Origin of the sequence: Microbacterium terregens (assembly GCF_039534975.1) — a bacterium.
Classification (GTDB): domain Bacteria; phylum Actinomycetota; class Actinomycetes; order Actinomycetales; family Microbacteriaceae; genus Microbacterium; species Microbacterium terregens.
This window is the reverse complement of sequence record NZ_BAAAWH010000001.1, coordinates 108,324-133,110: the sequence shown is the minus strand read 5'-3', so window position 1 is coordinate 133,110 and position 24,787 is coordinate 108,324. Positions and strand designations below refer to the sequence as shown.

23 protein-coding genes and 1 riboswitch are annotated in these 24,787 nt (G+C 69.5%); of the genes, 15 read left to right on the top strand and 8 right to left on the bottom strand.

Features of this window, described 5'->3' with window-relative positions:
- The first annotated feature begins 16 nt into the window (after positions 1-16).
- Together ABD655_RS00610 and ABD655_RS00605 are read left to right on the top strand one after the other, a co-directional pair.
- Positions 17-1,744 (top strand): ABC transporter ATP-binding protein, encoded by a 1,728-nt coding sequence (locus ABD655_RS00610; protein ID WP_344710603.1) that lies wholly within the window; start codon positions 17-19, stop codon positions 1,742-1,744.
- Positions 1,741-3,843, top strand: a complete 2,103-nt coding sequence (locus tag ABD655_RS00605) for an ABC transporter ATP-binding protein (RefSeq protein WP_344710601.1) — start codon at positions 1,741-1,743, stop codon at positions 3,841-3,843. The genes ABD655_RS00610 and ABD655_RS00605 overlap by 4 nt, the downstream gene beginning before the upstream one ends.
- A gap of 30 nt (positions 3,844-3,873) precedes the next feature.
- On the opposite strand, the gene ABD655_RS00600 is transcribed toward ABD655_RS00605, so the two are convergent.
- Positions 3,874-4,224 (bottom strand): SHOCT domain-containing protein, encoded by a 351-nt coding sequence (locus tag ABD655_RS00600; protein ID WP_344710599.1) that lies wholly within the window; start codon positions 4,222-4,224, stop codon positions 3,874-3,876.
- A gap of 10 nt (positions 4,225-4,234) precedes the next feature.
- Positions 4,235-4,663, bottom strand: coding sequence for a DUF6325 family protein (locus tag ABD655_RS00595; protein ID WP_344710597.1), 429 nt, complete (start codon positions 4,661-4,663; stop codon positions 4,235-4,237).
- Positions 4,664-4,901: 238 nt separating this feature from the next.
- Between ABD655_RS00595 and ABD655_RS00590 the strand changes: the two genes are divergently transcribed.
- On the top strand, positions 4,902-5,531 hold the full coding sequence (locus ABD655_RS00590; RefSeq protein WP_344710595.1) for a hypothetical protein: 630 nt from the start codon (positions 4,902-4,904) through the stop codon (positions 5,529-5,531).
- A gap of 1 nt (position 5,532) precedes the next feature.
- On the opposite strand, the gene ABD655_RS00585 is transcribed toward ABD655_RS00590, so the two are convergent.
- Positions 5,533-6,975, bottom strand: coding sequence for a DUF2252 domain-containing protein (locus ABD655_RS00585; protein WP_344710593.1), 1,443 nt, complete (start codon positions 6,973-6,975; stop codon positions 5,533-5,535).
- A gap of 129 nt (positions 6,976-7,104) precedes the next feature.
- Between ABD655_RS00585 and ABD655_RS00580 the strand changes: the two genes are divergently transcribed.
- Positions 7,105-7,785 (top strand): hypothetical protein, encoded by a 681-nt coding sequence (locus ABD655_RS00580; protein ID WP_344710591.1) that lies wholly within the window; start codon positions 7,105-7,107, stop codon positions 7,783-7,785.
- A 6-nt stretch (positions 7,786-7,791) separates the two neighbouring features.
- On the opposite strand, the gene ABD655_RS00575 is transcribed toward ABD655_RS00580, so the two are convergent.
- Complete coding sequence (locus tag ABD655_RS00575; protein ID WP_344710589.1) at positions 7,792-9,405, bottom strand: D-alanyl-D-alanine carboxypeptidase family protein; 1,614 nt, start codon at positions 9,403-9,405, stop codon at positions 7,792-7,794.
- 40 nt (positions 9,406-9,445) lie between these two features.
- Positions 9,446-9,554: riboswitch (TPP riboswitch) on the top strand.
- Here ABD655_RS00575 and ABD655_RS00570 point away from each other — a divergent pair.
- From ABD655_RS00570 to ABD655_RS00545, 6 genes are all read left to right on the top strand, one after another.
- The gene (locus ABD655_RS00570; RefSeq protein ID WP_344710587.1) at positions 9,548-10,180 is read left to right on the top strand and encodes an ECF transporter S component; all 633 of its coding nucleotides are present in this window, start codon (positions 9,548-9,550) and stop codon (positions 10,178-10,180) included. Its footprint overlaps the riboswitch before it by 7 nt.
- 15 nt (positions 10,181-10,195) lie before the next feature.
- Positions 10,196-11,689, top strand: a complete 1,494-nt coding sequence (locus ABD655_RS00565; RefSeq protein WP_344710585.1) for an ABC transporter ATP-binding protein — start codon at positions 10,196-10,198, stop codon at positions 11,687-11,689.
- Complete coding sequence (locus ABD655_RS00560; protein WP_344710583.1) at positions 11,686-12,516, top strand: energy-coupling factor transporter transmembrane component T family protein; 831 nt, start codon at positions 11,686-11,688, stop codon at positions 12,514-12,516. Before ABD655_RS00565 ends, ABD655_RS00560 begins: the two co-directional genes overlap by 4 nt.
- Positions 12,517-12,856: 340 nt before the next feature.
- Positions 12,857-13,636 carry an SDR family NAD(P)-dependent oxidoreductase gene (locus ABD655_RS00555; protein ID WP_344710581.1) on the top strand — a complete coding sequence of 260 codons (780 nt, stop codon included), beginning with the start codon at positions 12,857-12,859 and terminating at the stop codon, positions 13,634-13,636.
- Between the two features lie 29 nt (positions 13,637-13,665).
- A complete protein-coding gene (locus ABD655_RS00550; protein ID WP_344710579.1) occupies positions 13,666-14,472 on the top strand; it encodes an enoyl-CoA hydratase/isomerase family protein in 807 nt (268 codons plus the stop codon).
- A 39-nt stretch (positions 14,473-14,511) separates the two neighbouring features.
- Positions 14,512-15,348: an SDR family oxidoreductase gene (locus tag ABD655_RS00545; protein WP_344710577.1), complete on the top strand. Its 837-nt coding sequence runs from the start codon at positions 14,512-14,514 to the stop codon at positions 15,346-15,348.
- A 99-nt stretch (positions 15,349-15,447) separates the two neighbouring features.
- Here the strand turns inward: ABD655_RS00545 and ABD655_RS00540 are convergent, their stop codons facing one another.
- Positions 15,448-16,086: a LysE family translocator gene (locus tag ABD655_RS00540; RefSeq protein WP_344710575.1), complete on the bottom strand. Its 639-nt coding sequence runs from the start codon at positions 16,084-16,086 to the stop codon at positions 15,448-15,450.
- Between the two features lie 79 nt (positions 16,087-16,165).
- Between ABD655_RS00540 and rlmN the strand changes: the two genes are divergently transcribed.
- The 4 genes from rlmN to ABD655_RS00520 all read left to right on the top strand — a co-directional run bounded on the left by rlmN (position 16,166) and on the right by ABD655_RS00520 (position 21,028).
- On the top strand, positions 16,166-17,440 hold the full coding sequence (rlmN, locus tag ABD655_RS00535) for a dual-specificity RNA methyltransferase RlmN (RefSeq protein ID WP_344710573.1): 1,275 nt from the start codon (positions 16,166-16,168) through the stop codon (positions 17,438-17,440).
- A 45-nt stretch (positions 17,441-17,485) separates the two neighbouring features.
- On the top strand, positions 17,486-19,453 hold the full coding sequence (locus ABD655_RS00530; protein WP_344710568.1) for an ABC1 kinase family protein: 1,968 nt from the start codon (positions 17,486-17,488) through the stop codon (positions 19,451-19,453).
- Positions 19,454-19,529: 76 nt separating this feature from the next.
- A complete protein-coding gene (locus tag ABD655_RS00525; RefSeq protein ID WP_344710566.1) occupies positions 19,530-20,537 on the top strand; it encodes an aldo/keto reductase family protein in 1,008 nt (335 codons plus the stop codon).
- Between the two features lie 11 nt (positions 20,538-20,548).
- A complete protein-coding gene (locus ABD655_RS00520) occupies positions 20,549-21,028 on the top strand; it encodes an NUDIX hydrolase (protein ID WP_344710564.1) in 480 nt (159 codons plus the stop codon).
- Here ABD655_RS00520 and ABD655_RS00515 read toward each other — a convergent pair.
- Positions 21,004-22,164 carry an aminotransferase class V-fold PLP-dependent enzyme gene (locus tag ABD655_RS00515; protein ID WP_344710562.1) on the bottom strand — a complete coding sequence of 387 codons (1,161 nt, stop codon included), beginning with the start codon at positions 22,162-22,164 and terminating at the stop codon, positions 21,004-21,006. The two genes, ABD655_RS00520 and ABD655_RS00515, sit on opposite strands and share 25 nt — an antisense overlap.
- A gap of 10 nt (positions 22,165-22,174) precedes the next feature.
- Positions 22,175-22,567: a RidA family protein gene (locus tag ABD655_RS00510; RefSeq protein ID WP_344710560.1), complete on the bottom strand. Its 393-nt coding sequence runs from the start codon at positions 22,565-22,567 to the stop codon at positions 22,175-22,177.
- Between the two features lie 161 nt (positions 22,568-22,728).
- On the opposite strand from ABD655_RS00510, the gene ABD655_RS00505 reads away from it, so the two are divergent.
- Complete coding sequence (locus ABD655_RS00505; RefSeq protein ID WP_344710558.1) at positions 22,729-23,829, top strand: aminotransferase class V-fold PLP-dependent enzyme; 1,101 nt, start codon at positions 22,729-22,731, stop codon at positions 23,827-23,829.
- A 53-nt stretch (positions 23,830-23,882) separates the two neighbouring features.
- On the opposite strand, the gene ABD655_RS00500 is transcribed toward ABD655_RS00505, so the two are convergent.
- A complete protein-coding gene (locus ABD655_RS00500; RefSeq protein WP_344710556.1) occupies positions 23,883-24,698 on the bottom strand; it encodes a hypothetical protein in 816 nt (271 codons plus the stop codon).
- Between the last annotated feature and the right edge of the window lie 89 nt (positions 24,699-24,787).

Here is a 24,787-nt window from a genome sequence, read left to right as displayed (position 1 = left end):
TTCATTCGGAGATCTCGTGCTCGGCAAACTCCTCTTCCGCTATCTGAAGCAGTATCGCTGGCTCCTGCTCGGCGTCCTGATCTTCCAGTTCATCGCAGCCATGGCATCCCTGTACCTGCCGCGGTTGAACGCCGACATCATCGATCAAGGCGTCGCGCGCGGCGACACCGCCTACATCTGGTCCACCGGCACGTTCATGCTGGTCATCTCGCTCGGCCAGATCGTCGCGTCGATCATCGCCACCTACTTCGCCGCGCGTGCGGCGATGGCGGCGGGTCGCGACATCAGGCTCGATGTCTATGAGAAGGTCAGCGGCTTCTCCGAGCGCGAGGTGTCGAAGTTCGGTCCCGGTTCGCTGATCACCCGCAACACGAACGACGTGCAGCAGGTGCAGATGCTCGCGATGATGGGCGCCACGATGCTCGTCACGGCGCCGCTGCTCGCGATCGGCGGCATCATCATGGCGCTTCAGCAGGACGTCGGGCTGAGCTGGTTGATCGCCGTGTCCGTGCCCCTCCTGCTGCTTTTCGTCCTGCTCATCATCAGCCGCATGGTGCCGCTCTTCCGCAGCTTCCAGAAGAAGCTGGACGCCGTCAACCGGGTCATGCGCGAGCAGCTCACCGGCGTGCGGGTCGTGCGCGCCTTCGTCCGGGAGGACATCGAAGCGGAGCGCTTCGCCGTCGCGAACACCGACATCATGGTGGTCGGCCGCAAGGTCGGGTCCTTGTTCGTGCTGCTCTTCCCGGTGGCCATGCTGGTGCTGAACGTCACCGTGATCGGCGTGATCTGGTTCGGGGCGATCCAGGTCGATGCCGGCACGGTGGAGATCGGAACGCTTTTCGCCTTCATGGCGTACGTCGGTCAGATCCTGATGGGCGTGCTCATGGCGAGCTTCATGACGATCATGATCCCGCGCGCGGCGGTCTCGGCGGAGCGCATCGGCGAGGTGCTCGCCAGCGAATCGACACTCACCCGCGCCGCCAGCCCGGTCACCGCATTCCCCACGCCCGGCACCGTCGCCTTCGACGACGTCGAGTTCACCTACCCCGGGGCGGAATCGCCTGTCCTGCAGGGCATCACGTTCGAGGCGGAGCGGGGTCAGACGGTGGCGATCGTCGGCTCGACCGGATCGGGTAAGACGACGCTCGTCTCGCTCATCCCGCGGCTGTTCGATGTGACCGGCGGGGCGGCGCGCGTCGGCGGAGTGGACGTGCGGGAGGCCGACCTGGATTACCTGTGGAAGGGCATCGGGCTGGTGCCGCAACGACCGTTCCTGTTCTCCGGCACCGTCGCGTCCAACCTCCGCTTCGGGCGTGAAGAGGCGACCGACGAAGACCTGTGGAAGGCTCTCGAGATCGCGCAGGGCAAGGATTTCGTCGAGGAGATGGAGGGGCAGCTGAACGCCCGCATCGCCCAGGGCGGGACGAACGTGTCCGGTGGTCAGCGCCAGCGCCTCGCGATCGCCCGGGCGATCGTGCATCAGCCCGACATCCTCATCTTCGACGACTCGTTCTCCGCGCTGGACCTGTCCACCGACGCCCGACTGAGACAGGCGCTGTGGCGGGAGCTGCCCGCGGTCACCAAGATCGTCGTCGCCCAGCGCGTGTCCACGATCACGGATGCGGATCGCATCGTCGTGCTCGAGGACGGCCGCATGGTCGGCGTGGGGACGCACGACGAGCTCCTGGAGACCAGCGCTACCTACCGGGAGATCGTCGAGTCGCAGCTGGGGGTGGAGGTATGAGCACTCCGGACACCCTCACCGAGGAAGAGCGCCTCGAACTCGAGCTCGCTGAGCAGGCCCGTCAGACGTCGGGAGACTGGGACAGCGTCAAGCCCGGCAAGGCGGCCGACTTCGGCAAGAGCTTCGGGCGATTGATCGGGCTGCTCCGTCCGCACGCGCTCGCGTTCGTCCTCGTATCGATCCTCGGAGCGATCGGCGTCTTCCTCGCCGTCATCGCACCCAAGATCCTCGGCGAGGCGACGAACATCATCTTCGAGGGTGTCGCCTCGAACGCCCTCGCCGCCCAGTTCCCGGACGGCACCTCGCAGGCGGTGGTCGTCGACGCACTCACCTCCGCCGGTCAGACCGATCTGGCGAACATGATCGGTGCGATGAACGACTTCACCGTCGGCACCGGCGTGGACTTCGAAGCCCTGCGGATGGTCATCGTCGCGGTGCTCGCGATCTACGTCGCCTCGTCGTTCCTGAGCTGGGTCCAGGGCTACGTGATCAACATCATCATGGTGCGAACGATGTGGCGTCTGCGCGAATCCGTCGAGACGAAGATCAACCGGCTGCCGTTGTCGTACTTCGACAAGGTGCAGCGGGGCGAGCTGATCTCACGGGTCACCAACGACATCGACAACATCACCCAGACGATGCAGCAGTCCCTCTCCAGCGTCGTCACATCGGTGCTGACCGTGATCGGCGTGCTGATCATGATGTTCTCGATCTCCTGGCAGCTGGCCCTGGTCGCGCTGGTGTCGCTGCCGCTCATGGCGGTGATCTTCGGTGTGATCGGACCGCGCTCGCAGAAGGCGTTCGGCATGCAGTGGCGCAAGGTCGGGCGTCTCAACGCCCGCGTCGAGGAGTCCTTCTCGGGTCACGCGCTCGTGAAGGTCTTCGGTCGCGAGGCCGACTCGCTCGAGAAGTTCCAGGCCGAGAACGAGGAGCTGTACCAGTCCAGCTTCAAGGCCCAGTTCCTCTCGGGCATCATCATGCCCGGCATGATGTTCGTCGGAAACCTCACCTATGTCGGCATCGCCGTCCTCGGCGGGCTCATGGTCGCGAACGGACAACTGCGGCTCGGTGACGTACAGGCGTTCATCCAGTACTCGCAGCAGTTCACGCAGCCGCTCTCACAGCTGGGCGGTATGGCCGCCGTCATCCAGTCGGGCACCGCCTCGGCCGAGCGGGTCTTCGACCTGCTCGACGCCGAGGAGCAGGAACCGGACGCCCCCGACGCGCCCGCGCCGGTCGACGGCGACGGCGTCATCGAGTTCCAGAACGTGCGCTTCTCCTACTCGCCCGAGCAGCCGCTGATCACCGACCTCTCGTTCCGGGTCGAACCCGGCCAGACCGTCGCGATCGTCGGTCCGACCGGCGCCGGCAAGACGACGCTGGTCAACCTCATCATGAGGTTCTACGAACTCGACGGCGGCCGCATCCTGCTGGACGGTCAGGACATCGCGGCCCTCACCCGCGACGATGTCCGATCCCGCACCGGCATGGTGCTGCAGGATCCGTGGCTGTTCGCCGGGACGATCCGCGAGAACATCCGCTACGGCCGCGACGCGGCGACCGACGAAGAGATCGTCGAGGCCGCGACCGCGACCAGGGTCGACCGCTTCGTGCACTCGCTCCCGGACGGCTATGACACGGTCCTGGATGAGGAGGCCTCGAACGTCTCCGCCGGTGAGAAGCAGCTCATCACGATCGCCCGTGCGTTCGTCTCGCAGCCGTCCGTGCTGATCCTCGATGAAGCGACCTCCTCGGTCGACACCCGCACCGAGCTGCTCCTGCAGCACGCGATGGCGGCGCTTCGCGAAGGGCGCACGTCGTTCGTCATCGCCCACCGGCTCTCCACGATCCGCGACGCCGACCTGATCCTGGTGATGGAGCACGGCGACATCGTCGAGAAGGGCACCCACGAGGAGCTCATCGCCGCGCAGGGCGCGTACTGGCGGCTGTACCAGTCGCAGTTCGAGCAGGCAGCGACCGACCTGGACGCGCAACCGGATCAGACCGGGACGGTCCCGGTAACGGCGGATGCCGCCCACGCACTGCCCGTGACGACGGATGCCGCGTCCGAAGGCGCCGCGGAGATCACGTCGACGTAGCCCGGCTCTCCGTTGCGCGTGGATCCGTGATCAGCCGAGGAGCTTCGCCTTCGCGGCGGTGAACTCGGCGTCGGTCAGGATGCCGGCATCCTTCAACGACCCCAGCTTCTGCAATTCGGCCACCAGGTCGACCCCGCCCGCGGGCGCCGGCGCGGCCGCAGGTGCGGGCTGCGCATATTGCGCCGCGGCCGCCTGCGCCGCCGCGTCGACCTGCGCCTGCTGCTGAGCGGCTTCGTACTGCTGCTGATCCTGCTGAGTCTGCGCCTTCTCCTGCTGGTGCCGCTGCACGCTCCCGCTCACGGCGGTCGCGGTTCCGGCCACCACGGCGGTGCGCGCGGCCATGCCGATCAGACCAGGACGACCCATTCTGCGAATTGGCATCTTCTTCTCCTCAGTTCATTTCCGCGGCCTCGAGGACCGCGTTGACGACGGGGGCGGGAATGCGCTCGGCACGCAGAACCACCCCGCCGGATGTTGCGAGCCGTTCGGTGAGCGTGCGTGCATACGCCAGTTCCAGGGCGACGAGCGCCGCCGATGCCCCCGGCGGGATCAGTTCGGCGAGTTCCTCGATGTCCTCGTCCCCGGTGATTCCCGCAGCGAGGAACTCGATCTCGCCAAGGCCGTACTCCGCCGACTCTTCTTCGATCTCCGTCACCGTCACATCGCCGTCCAGCGATTTCGTCACCAGGACGAAATCGAGCAGTCGCACCAGCCCGTTCTCGATGAGGTCCAGCAAGGCGCTCATCACGCCGGGCGACGGACGTTCGCCCTCGAAACCGACGAGATAGAGCTCGACCGGACCGAACGTGAATTCTGTCATCAGGTTTCCTTTCCTCGGGTCCCGGCATCCGCGATGCCGTCTCCAGCCCGTGCGACCGGACGGCGATCGATGCCGTCGCGATCGCCGGAAACACGTCGACCGTGCGCACGATCGACCTCATCGCGAGCGCTTGCACTGCGATCGTGGCACCCGCACCCGCTCCCAGCAAGAGGTTCGGCTACGCGACCCCGACGAAGGGGACTGACCCCGCGGCGGCTCCTGCCATACCCTTGCCGTCATGGAGGCGGAACCCGCCCGGCCGACCCGTCGCGTCAACGAGTCCCACGAACTCGTGGCGATCATCCTGCTGTCGCTGGTTGCCGTGCTGACCGCGTGGTGCGGCTTCGAATCCGCCAAGTGGGGCGGCGACTCGTCGGTGGCTTTCAGCGAGGCGTCCGCGGCGCGCATCGAGGCGTCCGACTTCGACAGCCAGGCGCGGGATGCCCGCAGCATCGATCTCGCGATCTACGCGCAGTGGGTGCTGGCCGAGGTGAACGGCGAACCTGAGCTCGCCGCCTACATCCAGGACCGCTTCTCACCCGAGTTCGCCGTCGCCTTCGACGCGTGGGAAGCCGACGGCCGCAAGGAGCGCGGCCCGTTCGTGATGCCGGAGTACGTGCCGCCGGGGACGACGGAAGGCAAGAAGGCCACGGCGCGGGCCGGCGCGCTGCAAGCCGACGCGCTTGATTTCAACGACAAGGGCGACAACTACTCGCTGATGACCGTGCTGTTCGCCCTGGTGCTGTTCCTGGCCGCGATCGCACAGCGCGGGATCTCGCTGCTGGCCGCGCGCATCGTTCTCGGGGTGGCCGGGGCGATCGCACTGACGGGTCTGGTGGTGCTGTTCACCTTCCCCATCCGACTCTGACTCAGAGCCCGTGCACCGCCCGCAGGCGCCCGTCCGCGACGGCGGCGGTGAAGGCCTGGTAGTCGGCCTCGTTCTGATCCGCATAGGCCTCGGCGAAGGCCGCGATCGACTCCTCGAAGGCGTCGGACTTGCCGAGATACGCCGCGATCTCGACGCGGTCCCCGGATCTGCCGTGCGCGCGCGCGAGGGTCTCACCGCAGATCCACGCGTACAACAGGGTCCCGCGCGGGACGGCCTTCTCGGCATCCAGTGAGCCCTTCCAGTCGTGCAGCTGCCGAACGTAGAAGTCGCGCTCGATCCGTCCTTCGCCCCGGACCCGCTGCCAGCCGAGGAAGATGTCGCTGGATGCCTGCATGAGGCGTTGCCCGCGCACGACGCGCTCGCCTTGATTGTCGTACTCGCACGGCTCGAGGAACCGCTCCAGGACAGAGGCCTGAGCCTCCTTCGCCTGCAGGAACAGCGGATCGAGTTCGTCCCGCCCGCGCATCAGCACGATCCACGCGCGGGTGCCGACGCTGCCGACTCCGACCACCTTCCGCGCCATGTGCACGTACGTGTACTCGGACAGGGGATGCCGCGCGGATGCGAACAGGGTGTTCCGGTAGGACGCGAGGATCTCTCGCGCCGCTTTCTCGGGATCGTCGATGTCGGTGTCGTCGAGGAGGTCTTCGACCGGGACGATCAGCGGCGGGTCTCCGATGATCCGCATCTGCCCGCCATCCGTGGTCACGAGCTTCGCGAAGGCCTGCATGCTGTCCTTCGTGAGCGCCTTCGCGACGACGGCATCGAAGGTCTTGACCTGCCGTTTCGCTGCGCGTTCCGCCTGCCGCTCGTCGTGCAGCCACGCCTGCATGGTGTCGACGTCGAGGTGGTCGTACCACGCGTCCAGGACCGTCGACTCGGCCGCCGCCAGCATCCGTTCCCGGTATGCCCGCCCGGCGGCGAGGATGATCGCGCGGCGATCCTTATCGTCGAAGCCGCGATGCCGCCCCGCGATCTCGAAGCTGGCGACGAGGCGCTTCACGTCCCATTCGAACGGCCCGGGGTGCGTCTCGTCGAAGTCGTTGATGTCGAAGACGAGATGGCGCTCGGCGCTGCCGAAGAGTCCGAAGTTCGACAGGTGCGCGTCACCGCACAGCTGGACGGTCAGGCCGCTGTTCGGCGTCGTGGCGAGGTCGGCTGCCATGAGGAGCGCCGCACCCCGGTAGAAGGTGAAGGGCGAGACCATCATGCGACCGTGGCGCACCGGCACGAGGTCCGGCACGCGCGAGGTCGCCTGTTCTTCGAGCAGCGACACCGGGTCGGCACGATCTGCGGGCGGCGACCAGACCGCGTGGCTGGTGCGAGGGGTTCGGATGCGCGCGGCCCTGCCGAAGGCGCGTCGGCCGTCGAAATCGGACGGCGCCGGCGGTGTCATCGTCGTGGACTGAGCCTGATCGGACATGCTCTTCTCCCCTGATCGTTGCGCCCGCAACGAGGGCGCCCTCGGAGTGTTGCGCACAGTCTGTCACTCGGAGGCGCGGAGGAATACTGTCTAGCTCACGGCAGCGGGATGCCGTCGGAGGGGGTTCGTATGTCCGGAAGAGGGTCGACCGAACGCCGCCCGCTGAGCTCGCCTCGCGCGGCCGCGATCGCCGGTGTGCTGTTCGCGGTGCTGTTCACGGCGGCGCTGGTGCTCATGCGATCGGCTCTCCCAGAAACGCTCTCGGGCGACCCCGATTGGCTTGATCAGGCCGCCGCGACGCGCATCAGCATCGGGCTCGGACTGGTGCCGTTCGCCGGCATCGCATTCCTCTGGTTCATGGGAGTCGTCCGCGACCGGTTCAAGGAGTCCGAGGACCAGTTGTTCTCCTCCGTGTTCATCGGCAGCGGCCTCCTGTTCCTGGCGATGGTGTTCGTCTCAGCGGCGATCGCGGGTGGGATCGTGGCAACGGTGCCGTTCTTCAGCGATGCGGGCACGCGGGCTGAGATCACGACGTTCGGTCGTGCGCTCATGCTGCAGGTCAGCAACATCTATGCGCTGCGCATGGCCGGGGTGCTGCTGATCTCGTTGGCCACGATGTGGCTGCGCACCGGCGTCATGCCGCGGTGGCTCGCGTTCGTGACGTACGCGGTCGCCGTCGTCCTGCTCGTCGTGACGACGCTCAGCCTCTGGGTCACGCTCATCTTTCCCGCGTGGGTCCTCGCCGTGAGCGTGCTGATCCTCGTGCAGAACTACCGGCGCGGCACGGCAGTGCGCGCCGCATCGGGCTGACAGCGGTCAGTTCAGCCCGAACAGATCGAGCGGGTGGGTGAGCCGCCACCACGGGCTCGGCGGCTCGATGTCGGCTGCGAGCCCGAGCGTGGTGCTGGTCGAATCCAGCGGACCGCGAACCGCGAGGGTCCCGACGCTCGCACCCTTCTCGCGTGCGTCGCCGAGGGCGACGTCCGTCGTGACGGCGCCGATCGAACCGTTCCAGAGGATGACGCTCGCGTCGTCCTCGGTCACGATGGCGACGTTCTCGCCCCACTCGGTGGTCACGTGCCCGACGACCGTGCCTTTCACCACCGAAGGAGTCGGCTGCAGCGCGAGTTCGACCTCGGAGTACAGCGTCCGCGACACGGCGAGACGGACGTCGTCGTCGGGCTGGCCCAGGACGGCACTGTAGACGCGCACGGTGGTCTCGCCGACGACGATGTCCTTCGCGGAGAGCAGGTTGAACGAGTCGAGCGAGCCCGTCTTGATGCCCACCACTCCGGGATCGGCGAGCAGTCCATTGGTGTTCGCCACGAGCCCGGCGCCGGGCAGTTCGACCGCCGGCTTCGCGACGATTTCGGCGATCACCGGATGCGCCATCGCCCGCTGCGCCAGCGCGATGAGCGCGTCCGGGCTGGCGGCATTGCCCGGATCCAGTCCCGTCGGTTCCACGACGGTGACGCCCGGGACGCCGTGGGCTCTCAACCACCCGTTCGCGGCACGGGCGAACACTGCGTCGGTGGGCCAGAGGGTGCTGGCCAGCCGGTCGGCGTAGTTGTTGGCAGAGCCGATGAGCATGCCCTCGAGCATCTGGTACTGCGTGAGCGAGCCGCCGACCGGGACATCCAGCGCCGACTCGCCGTTCTCGCGGTAGCCCCAGTACGCGCTGCTGTCTCTCGCGGTGAAGCGGAAGTCCGGGCCCTGCTCGCCGAGGGCGAGCGGCATCTCATCGAGCACGAGGAGGGCCGTCACGACCTTCGTGATGCTCGCGATGGGTGCGGGCTCGACGGTGGAGGTGGCGAGCCCGTCGATGCCCGCAACGGACACCGAGGCGCTTCCGGCTGCGGGCCAGCTGAGCACGGCGGCGGGCGCCGCGAGCGGTTGGATCTGGGCGGCCTCGACCGTCGGTGACACGGCGTGCAGCGGCCACAACAGCGTTGTTCCGGAGTACGCGCCGAGCAGAAGCGCGATGATCGCGATCGGCACCAGGACGCCGGCACGCCACAGCGAGCGGCGCGGCACGTCCGCGAGCAGCTCCGGCTCGACGGCGAGATACGGGGATGCCGGTACGGCGAGAGTCCGGGCAGCGGGAGGTGTGAGGGCGAGGGTCCGTTCGTCCACCCAGCCGAACGCGACCCGCCTGCTCGTCCGGGACGGGGCGGTCCGGCGCGGGGACGCGCTCGTGGGGCCGATCTCCGATCCGGCCGCGACGGCCGTCGACGCGCCGACCGCGGGAGCCGGCGTGGACGAGGCTCCGGGAGTGGCTGCGGTCACCTGGGCCAGAGCGCCGGACACCGCGACGGTCTGCGGTTCGGCCGCGTCGAGTGAGCCGTTCCCGTATCGCGCGTCGGCGCGCTGCGCCTGCGCCGCACGGCGTGCGGAACGTCGCGTAGGCGTGGCGTCGTCATCCGGAGTCACCCGCCCAAATTACCCCCTGTCGCGCCGGGCTATAGACTCGTTCCGTCAACACGGGAGTCCGGTGTGCCGGGCTGAGAGGAAGCGAACACGCTTCGACCGTCGAACCTGATCTGGGTCATGCCAGCGCAGGAAGGAGATCTACATGAGCACCACCACGTCCTCATCTCGTCCCACACGCCGCGGTTTCTCGGGAATCGTCTGGCGGTGGCGGGTCGTCGACATCGTCGTCGCCAGCGTCATCGCCGTCGCCTGCTCACTGGTGTTCCTGCTCTGGAACGTGGGCTATGAGGCGCCCAGCGCGCTTCTGAAGCCCCTGTTGCCCGGTGTGCAGGGACTGCTCGCCGGGCCATGGTTGGTCGCCGGTGTGCTCGGCGCGCTCATCATCCGCAAACCGGGAGCGGCTCTGTACACGGAAGTCGTCGCTTCGGTCATCTCGGCGCTCATCGGCAACCAGTGGGGACCTCTGACGATCGCCTCCGGGCTGGTGCAGGGCCTGGGTGCCGAACTGGTCTTCCTGCTGTTCGCCTATGCCGTCTGGCGACTGCCGGTGGCGATCCTCGCCGGAGCCGGAGCGGGTTTCGCGTGCGGCATCAACGACCGCATCCTCTGGTATGCCGGCGCCGACACCACCTTCACGATCGTGTACATCGTCGCGACCACGATCTCGGGCGCGCTGATCGCCGGCGCCGGCTCGTGGTTCGTCGCCCGCGGACTGGCGGCCACGGGCGCCCTGGGGCGATTCGCCTCGGGTCGCGAAACAACGCGGCGCGTCTAGCGTGTCGCCGCTCACGTGACCGCCGGGGTCGGCGTCGCCCGACCCGCGGCGATCGAGGCTCACGGGTGGGGCTGGCGCTACGCGACGCGCCTGCGGTGGGCGCTCCAGGACGTGTCGTTCCGGATCGCCCCGGGCGAGCACGTCCTCCTGCTGGGAGCATCCGGTTCGGGCAAGTCGACTCTGCTGCATGCGCTCGCGGGCGTGCTCGGCGGTGACGACGAGGGCGAGCAGACGGGGGAGCTGACACTGGCGGGCGAGGCGGCGGCGCGGGTGCGCGGCCGCGCCGGTATGGTCCTGCAGGATCCGGACAGCCAGGCCATCCTCGCCCGCGTCGGTGACGATGTCGCGTTCGGCTGCGAGAACCTGGGCGTGCCGCGCTCCGAGATCTGGCCGAGGGTGCGTGCGGCGCTCGACGCGGTGGGGCTGGACGTCCCGCTGGACCGATCGACCTCGGCGCTTTCGGGCGGGCAGAAGCAGCGACTCGCGCTGGCCGGGGTCCTCGCCATGCAGCCCGGCGTGATCCTGCTGGATGAGCCGACCGCCAACCTCGATCCGGCCGGAGTCGTCGAGGTGCGCGACGCGGTGCGCCGCGCGCTGGATGCGACCGGCGCGACGCTCGTGGTGGTCGAGCACCGGCTGGATGTCTGGCTGCCGCTCGTCGACCGCGTCCTCGTCCTGGGCGGTTCCGCCTCCGGTCAGCAGGGGGTCCTCGCGGACGGCTCGCCCGATGAGGTCCTCCGGACGCGCGGGCGGGAGCTCGCCGCCGGCGGGGTGTGGGTGCCCGGCATCCCCCCGGCGTTCCCACCGCCCCCGGCGCACAGCCCCGGACCCACGCTCCTGACCGCGGCGTCGCTCACCGTCTCCCGCGTGCGCGGCACTCCGGTCACGGGTCCCCTCGACCTGCGTGTGAACGCGGGCGAGGTGCTCGGCATCGTCGGTCCGAACGGTGCGGGCAAGTCCACCCTCGGGCTGACGCTCGCGGGACTCATCCCACCCGAAGCCGGCCGCGTGTCGGCATCCGCACGGCTGTCGGCGGGGATGAGGGGCGATCCCATCGCGTGGCCCTCGCGCGGTCTGCTCACCCGAATCGGGACGGTCTTCCAAGATCCCGAGCATCAGCTGCTGACCACGACCGTCCGCGCCGAGCTCGAGGTGGGTCCCCGTGCGCTCGGGCTGCCGGCGGCCGAGACCGCCGCGCGCGTCGACGAGCTGCTGGAGCGCCTGCGTCTCGCGCCGCTCGCGGACGCGAACCCGTACACGCTGTCCGGCGGTGAGAAGCGGCGGCTGACGGTCGCCGCGATGCTCGCGACGCGTCCGCAGGTCCTCGTGCTGGATGAGCCGACCTTCGGCCAGGATGCTGTGACCTGGGCCGAGCTCGTCGCCATCATCGCGGGGCTGCGCGATGGCACCGACCGCGAAGGCGGCGCCGCAGTGGTCGCGATCACGCACGACCAGACCGTGCTCGACGCGCTGCGCGCGCGGCGGCTCGCGGTGGGAGCAACGCAGTGACGCGGGTGGATACCCCCGTGCGGCGGGGACCGATCGCGGCTCTGAATCCGGTGGCCAAGCTGGGCGCGGCGCTGCTGATCGCACTGCCCCTCGTGCTGACGATCGACCCGGTCTCGGCCGCCGTCGCGCTCGTGCTGGAGCTGCCGCTGCTGCTGGCGGCTGGGCTGCGCTGGCGCGAGTTCTGGCTGCGCACCGTCCCGATCTGGATCGCCGCCCCTCTCGCGGGCGTCACGATCGCGCTCTACGGGGCGACCAGCGGCGAGGTCTACGCCGAGTGGTTCGTGGTCCGCATCAGCGAAGGCTCGCTGATGCTCGCCCTCGCCACCTTCTTCCGCGTGCTGGCGATCGGACTGCCCGCGGTCGTGCTCTTCGTCACCGTGGATCCCACGGATCTGGCGGACGGCCTCGCTCAGCTGCTGAAGCTCCCGGCACGGTTCGTACTGGGAGCCCTCGCGGGCATGCGGCTTCTCGGGCTGCTGACCGACGACTGGCGCGCGCTCGCCCTCGCCCGACGCGCCCGCGGGGTCGCGGACACCGGGCGCGTGCGCAGGGTCGTCGGAATGGCGTTCGCGCTGTTCGTCCTCTCGATCCGGCGGGGATCGACGTTGGCGACGGCGATGGAGGCCCGCGGGTTCGGGGGGGACGGCTCACGGACGTGGGCGCGCGAGTCCCGGTTCGGGGGGGACGGCTCACGGACGTGGGCGCGCGAGTCCCGGTTCGGCTGGCGAGAGTGGATGCTGCTGGCCGCCGGTGCCGCGATCTCCGCGACCGCGGTGACGGTCGCCGTGCGAACCGGGGCGTGGAACTTCATCCTCGGGCCGGTGTAGCGACCTCAGGTCGCGTTCGGCCGCTCGCGGCAGTACGCGAGGCGGACATGATCGGGCGCGATGCCGTACGCGTCGATGAGGGCGCTTTCCACCCCGGCCCGTGGTTCCACTCGTGCTCATCGCCGCCATGATCATGTGGTCCAGCGGTGACCCGCCATCCTTGCGCGTGGCACGCGCCTCTGCCGCCCGGGGCGACGGCCTTGCGCCCGGCGACCGCCGGGCCGTGCGGGTAGCCTGGTCGTGCGGCCAGCCCCCTCGATCCACCTGTGGCGGAACTCGGTCCCACGTATGCTGGAACTCAGTGCCGGGTTCGACGCGCGGCAGGTTCGAAGGAGAACACATGGACATCACCGGCGCCTCCGCCCTCGTGACCGGCGGCGCGAGCGGCCTGGGGCTCGCGACGGCTCGTCGCCTGACCGCGGCCGGTGCGACGGTCACGATCATCGATCTGCCCACCTCGGCAGGCGCCGACGTCGCCGCCGAGCTCGGGGGCGCCTTCGCGGCGGCCGATGTCGCGGATCCTGGCCAGGTCGCCGCAGCGGTGCAGGTGGCCGCGGCCGCGGGGCCGTTGCGCGTCGTGGTCAACTGCGCGGGGATCGCGCCTCCCGCGAAGGTGCTCGACCGGGACGGGAATCCCTCGCCCCTGGACGCGTTCGAGCGCATCATCCGCGTCAACCTGATCGGCACGTACAACGTGATCGCGCAGGCATCCGCCGTGATGGCCCGTTCCGAGCCCGTCGGCGCGGCGGTCGGTGCCGGTTCCGGCGACCGCGGCGTCATCATCAACACCGCCAGCGTCGCCGCGTTCGACGGCCAGATCGGGCAGCCTGCGTATTCCGCGAGCAAGGGCGGCGTGCACGCCATGACCCTCCCGATCGCGCGGGAGATGGCGCGGTACGGCATCCGCGTGCTCACGATCGCGCCCGGAATCATGGAGACACCCATGCTGGCGGGGCTGCCGCAGGCGGCACAGGACTCCCTCGGCGAGCAGGTGCCCCACCCTCAGCGGCTCGGACGCCCCGACGAGTACGCGCACCTGGTGATGGCGATCGTCGAGAACGACTATCTCAACGGCGAGACCATCCGCTTGGATGGCGCGATCCGCATGGCACCCCGATGATCCGCACGGCACCCAGCCAAGGAGCCCCCATGTCCGAACCCATCCTGTTCTCCGTCGTCGACGGTCTCGGCCGCATCACCCTCAACCGCCCCGCGAGACTGAACGCCTTCGACGAGGCGACCGCACGGTCGTGGGAGCGGATCACCGCCGAGGCTGTCGCCCGCGACGATGTCGGGGCGATCCTGCTGGATGCCGAAGGGCCCTCCTTCTGCGCGGGCGGCGACGTCCTCTCGATGGCCGCGGGCGGGCTCTCCGCAGCCGGCATCGCCGAGCTGGCCGGCGTCATCAACCGCGGCATCCTGTCGTTGACCGAATCCTCCACGCCCGTCGTCGCGGCCGCGCAGGGCACCACTGCCGGGGGTGGTCTCGGCATCCTCCTCGCCTCCGACTACGCGATCGTCGGCGAGGATTCCCGCATCGGGAGCCTGTACGCGAACATGGGGCTCACCCCCGACCTGTCCGTCACGGCCCACCTGGGTCGGGCCGTCGGACAGCGCCGCGCACTGCAGCTCGTGCTGCAGAATCGCCTGCTCAGCGCCGCCGAAGCGGTGGAGTGGGGTCTGGTGGCGGAGGCCGTCGCACCCGACCAGGTGCGAGCCCGCGCCGAGGCCGTCGCCCGCTTCTGGCTGGCCGGCGCGACGGCCGCCTACGGGCAGGCGAAGCGCCTGGTCCGAGCCGCACCCGAACGCACCGTCGTCGAGCAGCTCGAGGACGAGGCCCGCACGATCGGGGCCGCGCTGGAAACGGCCGAAGCCCAAGCGCGCGTCGCAGCGTTCGCCGCGGCATCCCGCACTCCGCGTGACTCGGCCCAGGCAACGAAGACTGCAGGACGCTGAGGCACCGCGCCCCAGCTCTCCGACCGGAAGGACTCCCCGATGACAGACAAGCCCCTCGCAGGCAAGACCATCCTGATGTCCGGCGGCAGCCGCGGCATCGGTCTCGCGATCGCGCTGCGTGCCGCCGGCGACGGCGCCAACATCGCACTGCTGGCCAAGACCGACTCACCGCACCCGAAGCTGGAGGGCACCGTCCACTCGGCGGCGGAGCAGATCCGGGCAGCGGGGGGCAATGCGCTGCCGATCGTCGGCGACGTGCGCAACGACGATGACATCACCGAGGCGGTGCTCAAGACCCAGGGCGAGTTCGGCGGCATCGACATCGTGGTGAACAACGCGAGCGTCATCGATCTGTCGCGGTCGCTCGAACTCACCGCGAAGAAGTACGACCTGATGCAGGACGTCAACGTGCGCGGCACCTTCATGCTGTCGCAGGCGGCCGTTCCGATGCTGCGCGATGCCGAGAACCCGCACATCCTCTCGCTCTCGCCGCCGCTGAACCTGGACCCGAAGTGGCTCGGCGCGCACACGGGCTACACCCTCGCCAAATACGGCATGACCATGGTGACGCTCGGGTTCGCCGCGGAGTTCTCGAAGGACGGGATCGCGGCCAACACGCTCTGGCCGCGGACGACGATCGCGACCGCGGCGGTGCAGAATCTGCTCGGCGGCGATCTGGTGATGGCCGCGAGCCGCACACCGCAGATCTACGCGGATGCGGCCTATCAGGTGCTCATCCGCCCGGCAGGCGAGTGCACCGGGCAGACCCTCATCGTCGAGGACGTGCTGACGGATGCCGGGATCACCGACTTCGCGCCGTACGCGGCGGTACCCGGCACTCCCGACGCCCGCCTGTTCCCCGACATCTTCCTGTAGCCCACCCTTCTGACCGCGAGACCGGATAGACGCCACGAGACGGGGGTGAACGCACTCTGTCTCGCGGCGTCTATCCAGTCTCGCGGCCGCGGGCGCGGCTCAGTGCTCGTTGCCGGTGAGCAGCAGGATGCCGCCGAGGCCGATCATGAGCCCGCCGCCGGTGGCCGACAGGGCCGCGATGCGCTTCGGCGACTTGCCGAACCAGGAACGGGCGGCCGACGCCGCGAGCGCCCACACCGCGTCTGAGAGAAGGGCGATCACGAAGAAGATGAGCCCGAGCTCGAGCATCTGCAGCGGCACCGAGCCGGACTGAAGGTCGACGAACTGCGGCAGCACGGCGACGAAGAATGCGATGGTCTTCGGGTTGGTGATGCCCACCACGAAACCCTCGCCGAGCTGTCGCCAGTGCGAGCGCGGCAACGCGCCCGCCGTTGCCGCCGCTGCGGCGCGGTTGCGGTGCCGGATCGCCTGCACTCCGAGGAACATCAGGTACAGCGCACCGGCGATCTTGACGATCGTGAACAGGATCACGGACTGCGCGACGAGTCCGCCGACGCCGAGTGCGACCAGTCCGATGACCGGCAGGAGCCCGAGCGCGTTGCCGAGCACGCTCAGCAGCCCGCCGATGCGCCCGAGCGCGAGGGCGCGTCCGATCGTGAACAGCACGCTCGGGCCGGGGATCACGATGAGCACGATCGAGGCGACGACGAAGGCGGCGAGACTGTCCGGCGGAACCACATCCACACGATAGCCGTCCACCCGCGCCCGGCGGGCTGTCCGCCAGCCGTTGCGCAGGTGGGTCGCCTACCCTGGGACCATGACCGCCACGCCCGAGACCCCCATTCGTCAGGCGCGTCCGGCGACGGCTGCGGCCGGCGCTGTAACCCAGGTGCGGCCGAAGACCGAAGGCTGGTCGCAGAAGAAGGACGCCACCGGCCGCCCCCTCCTGCAGTTCGCCAGTCCCAAGCGCGGCAAGCCCCCGGTGCACCTCGCCGATCTGACGCCCGAAGAGCGTGTGGCCAAGGTGCAGGAGCTCGGGATGCCGGGGTTCCGCGCCAAGCAGCTCGAGACGCACTACTTCACGCACTGGACCCACGACCCTGCCGCCATGAGCGACCTGCCCGCCGCCGGCCGCGAAGAGTTCGTCCACGGGATGCTGCCTCCACTGCTGACGGAGGTGCGACGGCTCGAGACCGACCGTGGCGACACCATCAAATTCCTGTGGAAGCTGCACGACGGCGCGCTGGTGGAGTCGGTGCTCATGCGCTACCCGGGACGCATCACGCTGTGCGTCTCGTCCCAGGCGGGGTGCGGCATGAACTGCCCGTTCTGCGCGACCGGCCAGGCAGGCCTCACGCGCAACATGTCGGCGGCCGAGATCGTCGAGCAGATCGTGCGCGCGAACCGGCTCATCGCCGACGGGGGACTGGGCGGCAAGAAGAAGGACGACCACTCCGCCGAGCGGGTCAGCAACATCGTGTTCATGGGCATGGGCGAGCCGCTGGCCAACTACGCGCGCGTGATGCAGGCCGTGCGCGTCATGACCGACAAGAAGCACGGGCTCGGGATGAGTGCGCGGGGCATCACCGTGTCGACGGTCGGGCTCGTGCCGGCGATCATCAAGCTTGCGAACGAGGACATCCCGGTGACGTTCGCGCTCTCGCTGCACGCGCCCGATGACACGTTGCGGGACGAGCTGATCCCGGTCAACTCCCGCTGGAAGGTCGACGAGGCGCTGGACGCGGCGCGCAACTACTTCGACAAGACCGGTCGGCGCGTGTCGATCGAATACGCGCTGATCAAGGACATGAACGATCACGGATGGCGCGCCGACCTGCTGGCCGAGAAGCTCAACGCGCGCGGCCGGGGCTGGGTCCACGTGAATCCGATCCCGCTCAACCCGACGCCGGGCTCGATCTGGACCGCGTCCGAGGTCAGCGTGCAGAACGAGTTCGTCCGCCGGCTCAACGATGCCGGAATCCCGACGACCCTCCGCGACACCCGTGGCAAGGAGATCGACGGCGCGTGCGGACAGCTGGTCGCCACGACCGAGGATCAGGCCGCCGCCGCGGTCACACCCGCCGAGGACTGACGAACAAGGGCGCGCGAGCGCCCGAGTCCTGACAGAATCTCAGGCATGCCCGCCTGGCTCGCATTTGCGCTGGTAGCGCTCGCGTTCGCCGCCGCCGCCACCTGGGTGTCGCGCCGACTGCTCGACACACCCGTCGGCTGGGTGCGCTGCCTGGTGGCCTCGCTCGTCGTGTTCTCGCTGAGCATCCCACTGGTGTTCTGGATGCTGGAGCAGTCGCACGTCTACGCGGACGGGAAGTTCCTCGTCGCGTGGCCGATCGTCGCCGTCATCTCGGCGCTCATCCTCGGCTGGGTGTTCGCGATCGTTGTGGCCGTCATCGTCGTGAGCGAGTTCCTGGTGCCCACTCGGCCGATGCGCAATCCGATCGCGGTGATCCGCGATGCGATTCGGCGCCGCGATCGGGCCAGGCGCTACGCGCAGATCCTCGTCATCGCCTCGCGCCACGGGATCGGGCTGTACCAGAACCGCGCCAGGGGCTACAGCGACGAGTTGCCGGAGGCGCTCGTCCGCGCGCTCAATGAGGCAGGAGTGACCTTCGTCAAGCTGGGTCAGGTGCTCTCCTCACGCGAGGACGTGCTGCCGCCGCAGTTCATCAAGGCGCTGTCCACGCTGCAGATGGACTCCACACCGATCCCGTGGGCCGAGGCAGAAGCCGCGATCCGCCAGGAACTCCGCCGTCCCCTGGAAGAGGTGTTCGCCGAGGTCGATCAGACGCCGATCGCGGCGGCATCCGTTGCTCAGGTTCACGCCGCGACGCTCCTGAACGGGGCGCGGGTCGTGATCAAGATCCAGCGTCCGCGTGCCCGCGCGCAGGTGACGACCGATCTCGACATCCTCGAGCGATTGGCCGCCGACGCGGAGCGGCGCACCGAGTGGGCACGAGACTATGGTGCGCGCGCGCTGGCCGCAGAGTTCGCGCGGGCTCTGCGCGAAGAGCTCGACTACCGCGTCGAGGCGGCCAACACCGAGATGATCCGCGGCGCGATCGAGCGATCGCACTCCCCGACGCTGAACATCCCCACTGTGTACCGCGATCTGTCCACATCCCGGATGCTGGTGCTGGAGCGAGCGGACGGCATCCCCTTCGGCCGGCTCACGCCGGACGCGCTGCCGCCCGAAGCCGCGCACCGCGTCGTCGAAGGCGTGGTGGACTCGGTCTTCGAGCAGATCGCCGTGCGCGGGGTGTTCCATGCCGATCTGCATGCGGGCAATCTGATCCTCGCGCGGGACGGGACGGTCACGTTGATCGACTTCGGCGCGATCGGCATCATCGAGCGCAGCGTGCGCAGGCTTCTTGCCCCGCTCCTGGTCGCGATCGCGAACGACGACGACGTGTCGACCACCGATATCATCCTGCTGCTCTGCGCACCGGTGTCCGGAGGAAGCGTCGAGCAGACCATTCTGCAGCATGACATCGGGGCCATCCTGACCCGCGTCGCCAATGCGCAAGTGGGTGAGAACGTCTTCAGCGCGCTGATCGACGTGCTGCGCAGGCATCGCCTCGCGATGCCGCCGTCGCTGCTGCTGGTCTTCCGCACCCTCATCTCTCTGGAAGGCTCGCTGCGCCGCCTCGTGCCCGGCTACGACATGGTCGGCCGGGGGCTTTCGCGCGCACCGCACATCGCCCTGCAGCTCGCGTCCCCGCGCGCGGTGGCGTTGAGTATTCAGGCGCAGTCTGCGATCGTCGCCGAGCAGCTGCGGCGACTCCCGCGGCGGATCGAGGGCATCACCCAGGCCCTGCAGGACGGCACCTTCCAAGTGCGGGTGCGGGCGCTGGAGAGTGCGGACGACCGTCGCTGGCTGGACTCGGTCCTCGGCGAGGTGACGGCGACGCTCGTCGGCATCGCGCTGGTGGCCACGGGCTTCTTCCTCGCCGTGTCCGATGTCGGGCCGGAGATCACCGAGGGCGTGCCGGCCTTCTCCTTCCTGGGCAGCGTGCTCGGCCTCGGCGGCATGCTGCTGCTGCTGCGGAGCCTCAGCGGAGCCTTCCGCCGGCGCGCTCCGGGACGCTGACCCCGCGACCGGACAGCACGGGCCGGGACCCGCGTCAACCCGGCGCCCGGGCCGTCACCCCCGGTAGCGTTGAGCAATGGTCAATTATCGATATCTCGGCAACAGCGGACTCAAGATCTCGGAGATCACCTACGGCAACTGGGTGACGCACGCATCCCAGGTGGACGACACCGACGCGATCGCCACGGTTCACGCCGCATTGGATGCCGGGATCACGACGTTCGACACCGCCGACACGTATGCGAACACGGGCGCCGAGACGGTGCTGGGCAAGGCACTCGCCGGGCAGCGCCGCGAGTCGCTGGAGATCTTCACGAAGGTCTACTGGCCCACCGGGCCGAAGGGCCCCAACGACGGCGGGCTGTCGCGCAAGCACATCCTCGAGGCCATCAACGGTTCTCTCTCGCGTCTGGGCGTCGACTACGTCGACCTGTACCAGGCGCATCGCTACGACTACGAGACCCCACTGGAGGAGACCTTCCAGGCCTTCGCCGATCTCGTCCGGCAGGGCAAGGTCCTCTACGTCGGAGTCTCGGAGTGGACCGCCGAGCAGCTGCGAGCCGGAGCTGCCCTCGCGAAGGATCTCGGCATCCAGCTCATCTCCAATCAGCCGCAGTACTCGATGCTGTGGCGCGTGATCGAGGGCAAGGTGATCCCGGCCTCCGAAGAGCTCGGGATCTCGCAGATCGTCTGGTCGCCGATGGCGCAGGGCGTCCTCAGCGGCAAGTATCTGCCCGGGCAGCCCGCACCCGAGGGCTCGCGCGCGACGGATCAGAACGGCTCCCGCTTCATCCAGGGCTTCCTCGAGGACGACGTGCTGACGGCCGTGCAGCGCCTCAAGCCGATCGCCGACGAGGTGGGCCTGACGATGCCGCAGCTGGCGATCGCCTGGGTGCTTCAGAACCCGAACGTCGCCGCCGCGCTCGTGGGCGCGTCGCGGCCGGAGCAGATCGCGTCGAACGTGGCTGCGTCGGGCGTCACCTTGGATGCCGACACGATGGCTGCGATCGACGCCGCCGTGGGGGGCGTGGCCGTCACCGATCCCGAGGACACCTACTCCGTCTCGCCCGCCTCACGCGTCTGAGGCGCGAGCCGATGGCTGTGACCAGCGCCGGCATCCTCCTCTACCGCCTTGTCGAGGGCGCCCCGGAGGTGCTCATCGCGCACATGGGTGGGCCCTATTGGGCGTCGAAGGATGCCGCGGCCTGGTCGATCCCGAAGGGCGAGTACGACTCCGACTCCGAAGCGGCGCTCGATGCCGCCCTGCGCGAGTTCGCGGAGGAGCTCGGTGTCCCCGCGCCCGACGTGCCGTACGCCGAGCTGGGCACCTTCCCCTACGCATCGGGCAAGCGGGTGACGGTCTTCGTCGCCGACGGCGGAGCGTTCGCCCTCGAGGACCTGAAGTTCGGGACGTTCGAGCTCGAGTGGCCCCCGCGCTCGGGGCGGATGCAGCCCTTCCCCGAGGTGGACCGCGTGGAGTGGACCGGATGGGACGCCGCGCGTGAGCGGCTGGTGAAGGGACAGCGCCCCGCGCTGGACGCGCTGGAGCGTCAGCTCAGCGAAGCGGGCGCCTGAGCTTCTGCTGCCGCGGGGCGGCGCGCGTCGACCGGGCGGATCCCCGTCGCCGCGACGCTGTCCGCGAGGGCCGCTCCGAACCGCCGGATGTCTTCGCGACTGGTGTAGAAGTGCGGTGACACGCGGACGAGTCCGCTCTTGTGCACCACGTCGATCCCGCGGGTCTGCAGCTGTGCGACCAGTCCTTCGGCGTCGTCGGCGCCGAAGCTGATGATCCCTGCCCGCGCCGCGGCATCCGTCACCGGTGTGAACCCCTGCGCCGACACCGTGGCGTCCACGAGAGCGGTCAGGTCGGCGACCCTGCGGTGGATCTCGTCCCACCCGAGCGCATCCAGGTACTGCAGGGTCGCATCCAGGACGTAAAGGCCGGGATAGTTCGGATCGGAGTACTCGAAGCTCTGACTCGGGGGTGGATTGCGGTAGCCGCGGTAGGCGGGCGTGAGCAGCTCGCGCGCGCGTTCCGCGAAGACGCCGATGCTCAGTCCGAAACCCGACAGCATCCACTTGAACACCGCCGCACCGTAGACATCCACCCAGGTGAGGTCGACGTCGATCGCACCGAGTGCTTCGATCCCGTCGACGACGAAGAGCGCCCCCACCCCGCGGCAGGCCCGTCCGAGTCGCTCCAGGTCGAGGCGGGCGCCGGTCACCGCATGCACGTGCGTGACGGCGACCACCCGCGTGCGGGCGTTGATCTGCGCGAGCAGCAGATCCTCGCGCCGCCGCTCGTCGTCGATCACGACCCGGTGCAGGGTTCCGCCGGCCGCTTCGGCCTTCGTCCAGGGCAGCACCACCGACGGGAAGTCGTCGGCGGCGACGACCACCTCATCGCCCGGCCGCCACGACACGCTGTTGGCCGCGAGGTTCATCACGTCGCTGGTGTTCCGCAGGAACGTCACATCCGTGGGCGGCACTCGCAGCAGCTGCCCGACGTGGGCGCGCGCCAACTCGGCGCGACGGATCCACTCGGGCTGCGCTTGGGCACCCCACGTGGCGAGGTGCGAGTAGTACTCGGCCGCGGCCGCCGGCGCGCCCGGCCAGGGCAGCCCCGCCCCCGCGGAGTTGAGGTAGACGCGTCCTTCGCGGTAGGGGAAGTCGACCTTGGCGCGCGTCTCCCACTCGTCGAGGTTCAGCACGGCGACGGCTTCAGGTGTTGCTCGGGATGGACGCGACGGCCTTGATCTCCACCTTGGCGCCGGGGACGGCCAGCGCGGTGACCGAGACGGTCGCGCTCGCCGGCCGAGCGGTGCCGAAGAACTCCGCGGCCACCGGCGCGATCTTCCCGCGGTCGTCCATGTCGGTGAGGAACGTGGTGATCGAGACGACGTCTTGCGGTGTCGCCCCGGCCGCCTCGAGTACGGTGCGCATGTTGGCCAGCACCTGTCGCATCTGCTCGACGACGTCATCGCCGCCGACGACGGCCAGGTCGTTGTCGGTCGGACCGCATCCGGAGAGGAACAGGAGGTTTCCGTGAGCCACGGCGTCGGTGTAGTGACCGATCGGCGGGTGCAGCTTCTCGGCGCGGATCTCTTTCCTCATGGGGGTCTCCTTGGGCAGCTCAGGCGGGGCGCGCGATGGTGGCGGTCCGGGGTCCGGCTGACGCTACCCGAACCGCCGGATGCCGAATACGAGCCTGCCTTGGGGCGGAAGACCGGTCGCCCCGCGCGCTCCGGCTTCGTATGGTCGATCGAATGTCGGGAATGAGTACGGACGAGTGGACGCAGCGGGTGCGACGGGACTTCCCGTACCGCCCGGACTGGGTGTACCTGCAGTCGGCGGGCACGGGACTGGCGTTTCCCGGCGCCGCGACGGCGGCGGGTCAGTACTACCTCGACGTCGCCGGGCTCGGCTGCGACGCGCAGTCGCTGTGGCAGGTGCCGGTGGTGAGCGCACGGGAGCGGATGGCGCGGCTGCTCTCGGTTCCCGTCGACGAGGTCGGCTTCTTCCGCAACACGAGCGAGGTGATCAACCTCGCCGCGCACAGCGTCGCCTGGCAGCCGGGCGACACCATCGTCGGGATGGCCGACGAGTACCCGTGCAACGTCCTCCCGTGGGAGGCGGCACAGGCCCAGGGCGTGACATACGTGCGGGTGCAACCCGATCCGAACTCGGATCGGGAACAGCAGCTGCTGGACGCGCTCACCCCGCGGACGCGTGTGCTGAGCGTCTCGCACGTGCACCCCTGGACCGGCACCAAGGTGGACCTGACACGGCTGGGCAAGGCGTGCCGCGAGGTGGACGCACTGCTCATCGTGGACGGAATCCAGGCCCTCGGAGCGACGCCGGTCGACCTTGCGTACGTCGACGTGTACGGCGCGGGCATGTTCAAGTGGATGCTCTCCGGTTTCGGAACCGCCGTGGGCGTCTTCCGGGAACGCGCGCGCAGCATGCTGACTCCGATCTTCCGCAGCTACGCCAATCCGGCGCCGAGCACGTCCTTCGCCTACGCCGCGCCGAACGTCCCGGGGCTGTACGTGCTCGATGCGACCCTCGGGTACCTCGAGGAACTGGGCTGGGATCGGATCCACGGTCAGGTCGAGGACCTCACCGCGCGAACGATCGAGGCCCTGGGCGGGCTGGGCATCGCCCCGGTCACCCCGGCTCACGCGCGCGCCGGGATCATCGGATTCGACGTTCCCGACTCCACCCGCGTCGCAGGTGAGATGGCGCGGCGAAAAGTCTCCGTCTCCGACAAGGAGGGGCGGGTTCTCGTCTCGCCCTACTTCTACAACACGCCCGCCGACATCGATCGGTTCGCCGAAGCGCTGGCGGACGCGCTGGAGGTCATCGGCCGGGATTGAGCGCGGTCGGCTCACTGCCGACCCGGCGGGCAGGGCGCCTCACCGCGCTGGGCTCATTGCCATCCCGGCGGCGGGACGGCGGATGCCGGCACGGCGACCACGCCGCCGCTCGGCAGGAGCGTGTATCTGACCGGCTTCTCGGGTGCCGTGTTCTCGCCGGCCGAACCGGCGTGACCGGACGGCAGCACCACCGACACGGGATCGGACCGTGCGCCGTCGACCGGGACGCACGCGATCGACGGCTCCGGGTCGCCCACGACGACCATGCAGATCTGCGCATCGACGGTCGGCCCGACGCCCACGCTCCGCCCGTACAGCGCGCCGTACGGGCGGAGCTGCTCGCGGATGAGCCGGCCGGCGATCTGCTGCATCCCCGGCGCCGCCAGCAGCTGATCGCGCAGGCCGTCGAGGTACCGCTCGTATCCGACCTCGTACGACAATGCCCGGTTCTCCAGCGCGACCGCCGCGGTCTTGGCGTAGCCGGACGGAAGCGTCTCGAACCGATGCGAACCCCACGCCGCCGCACCCAGCACGACGGCGAGGACCGCCGTGCCCGCCAGCAGCGCGGTATGCCCGCGTGGCCGCCGACCGGTCGACCGTGCGACCGGCACGGATGCGGGGACGACCCCGGCATCCGGTGCCGGCGTCTCCGGCGCGGCGATCGTGGGGACGGGGGGTCGGCCGGTTTCGTCGGATGCCGCTGCCGAGAGCTCCCGGCGCATCCGCGCGCGCTCTTCGAGCGCGCTCAGGCGGGACACCGCGCGGGGATCGTCGAAGATGTCGGCATCCGGTCCGTACGCACGCCTGCGCAGCACATCGAGCTCGCTGCGCTCGGCGTGCGGAGCGTCGCCGGCCGGGACCTCTGCCACGCATCCAGGTTACGTCCGCGCCGGCTCGGCCGGGGCGGCGCTCGTGCCCGGATCCCCTGCGGCCGCACTGATCCCGAGACGGCGAGCAG

Bases quoted from the DNA above. Each gene is read 5' to 3' on its own strand.
- ABD655_RS00605 (WP_344710601.1), top strand. From the start codon at position 1,741: ATGAGCACTCCGGACACCCTCACCGAGGAAGAGCGCCTCGAACTCGAG.
- ABD655_RS00600 (WP_344710599.1), bottom strand. From the start codon at position 4,224: ATGCCAATTCGCAGAATGGGTCGTCCTGGTCTGATCGGCATGGCCGCG.
- ABD655_RS00595 (WP_344710597.1), bottom strand. From the start codon at position 4,663: ATGACAGAATTCACGTTCGGTCCGGTCGAGCTCTATCTCGTCGGTTTC.
- ABD655_RS00590 (WP_344710595.1), top strand. From the start codon at position 4,902: ATGGAGGCGGAACCCGCCCGGCCGACCCGTCGCGTCAACGAGTCCCAC.
- ABD655_RS00585 (WP_344710593.1), bottom strand. From the start codon at position 6,975: ATGTCCGATCAGGCTCAGTCCACGACGATGACACCGCCGGCGCCGTCC.
- ABD655_RS00580 (WP_344710591.1), top strand. From the start codon at position 7,105: ATGTCCGGAAGAGGGTCGACCGAACGCCGCCCGCTGAGCTCGCCTCGC.
- ABD655_RS00570 (WP_344710587.1), top strand. From the start codon at position 9,548: ATGAGCACCACCACGTCCTCATCTCGTCCCACACGCCGCGGTTTCTCG.
- ABD655_RS00555 (WP_344710581.1), top strand. From the start codon at position 12,857: ATGGACATCACCGGCGCCTCCGCCCTCGTGACCGGCGGCGCGAGCGGC.
- ABD655_RS00550 (WP_344710579.1), top strand. From the start codon at position 13,666: ATGTCCGAACCCATCCTGTTCTCCGTCGTCGACGGTCTCGGCCGCATC.
- ABD655_RS00545 (WP_344710577.1), top strand. From the start codon at position 14,512: ATGACAGACAAGCCCCTCGCAGGCAAGACCATCCTGATGTCCGGCGGC.
- rlmN (WP_344710573.1), top strand. From the start codon at position 16,166: ATGACCGCCACGCCCGAGACCCCCATTCGTCAGGCGCGTCCGGCGACG.
- ABD655_RS00530 (WP_344710568.1), top strand. From the start codon at position 17,486: ATGCCCGCCTGGCTCGCATTTGCGCTGGTAGCGCTCGCGTTCGCCGCC.
- ABD655_RS00525 (WP_344710566.1), top strand. From the start codon at position 19,530: ATGGTCAATTATCGATATCTCGGCAACAGCGGACTCAAGATCTCGGAG.
- ABD655_RS00520 (WP_344710564.1), top strand. From the start codon at position 20,549: ATGGCTGTGACCAGCGCCGGCATCCTCCTCTACCGCCTTGTCGAGGGC.
- ABD655_RS00510 (WP_344710560.1), bottom strand. From the start codon at position 22,567: ATGAGGAAAGAGATCCGCGCCGAGAAGCTGCACCCGCCGATCGGTCAC.
- ABD655_RS00505 (WP_344710558.1), top strand. From the start codon at position 22,729: ATGAGTACGGACGAGTGGACGCAGCGGGTGCGACGGGACTTCCCGTAC.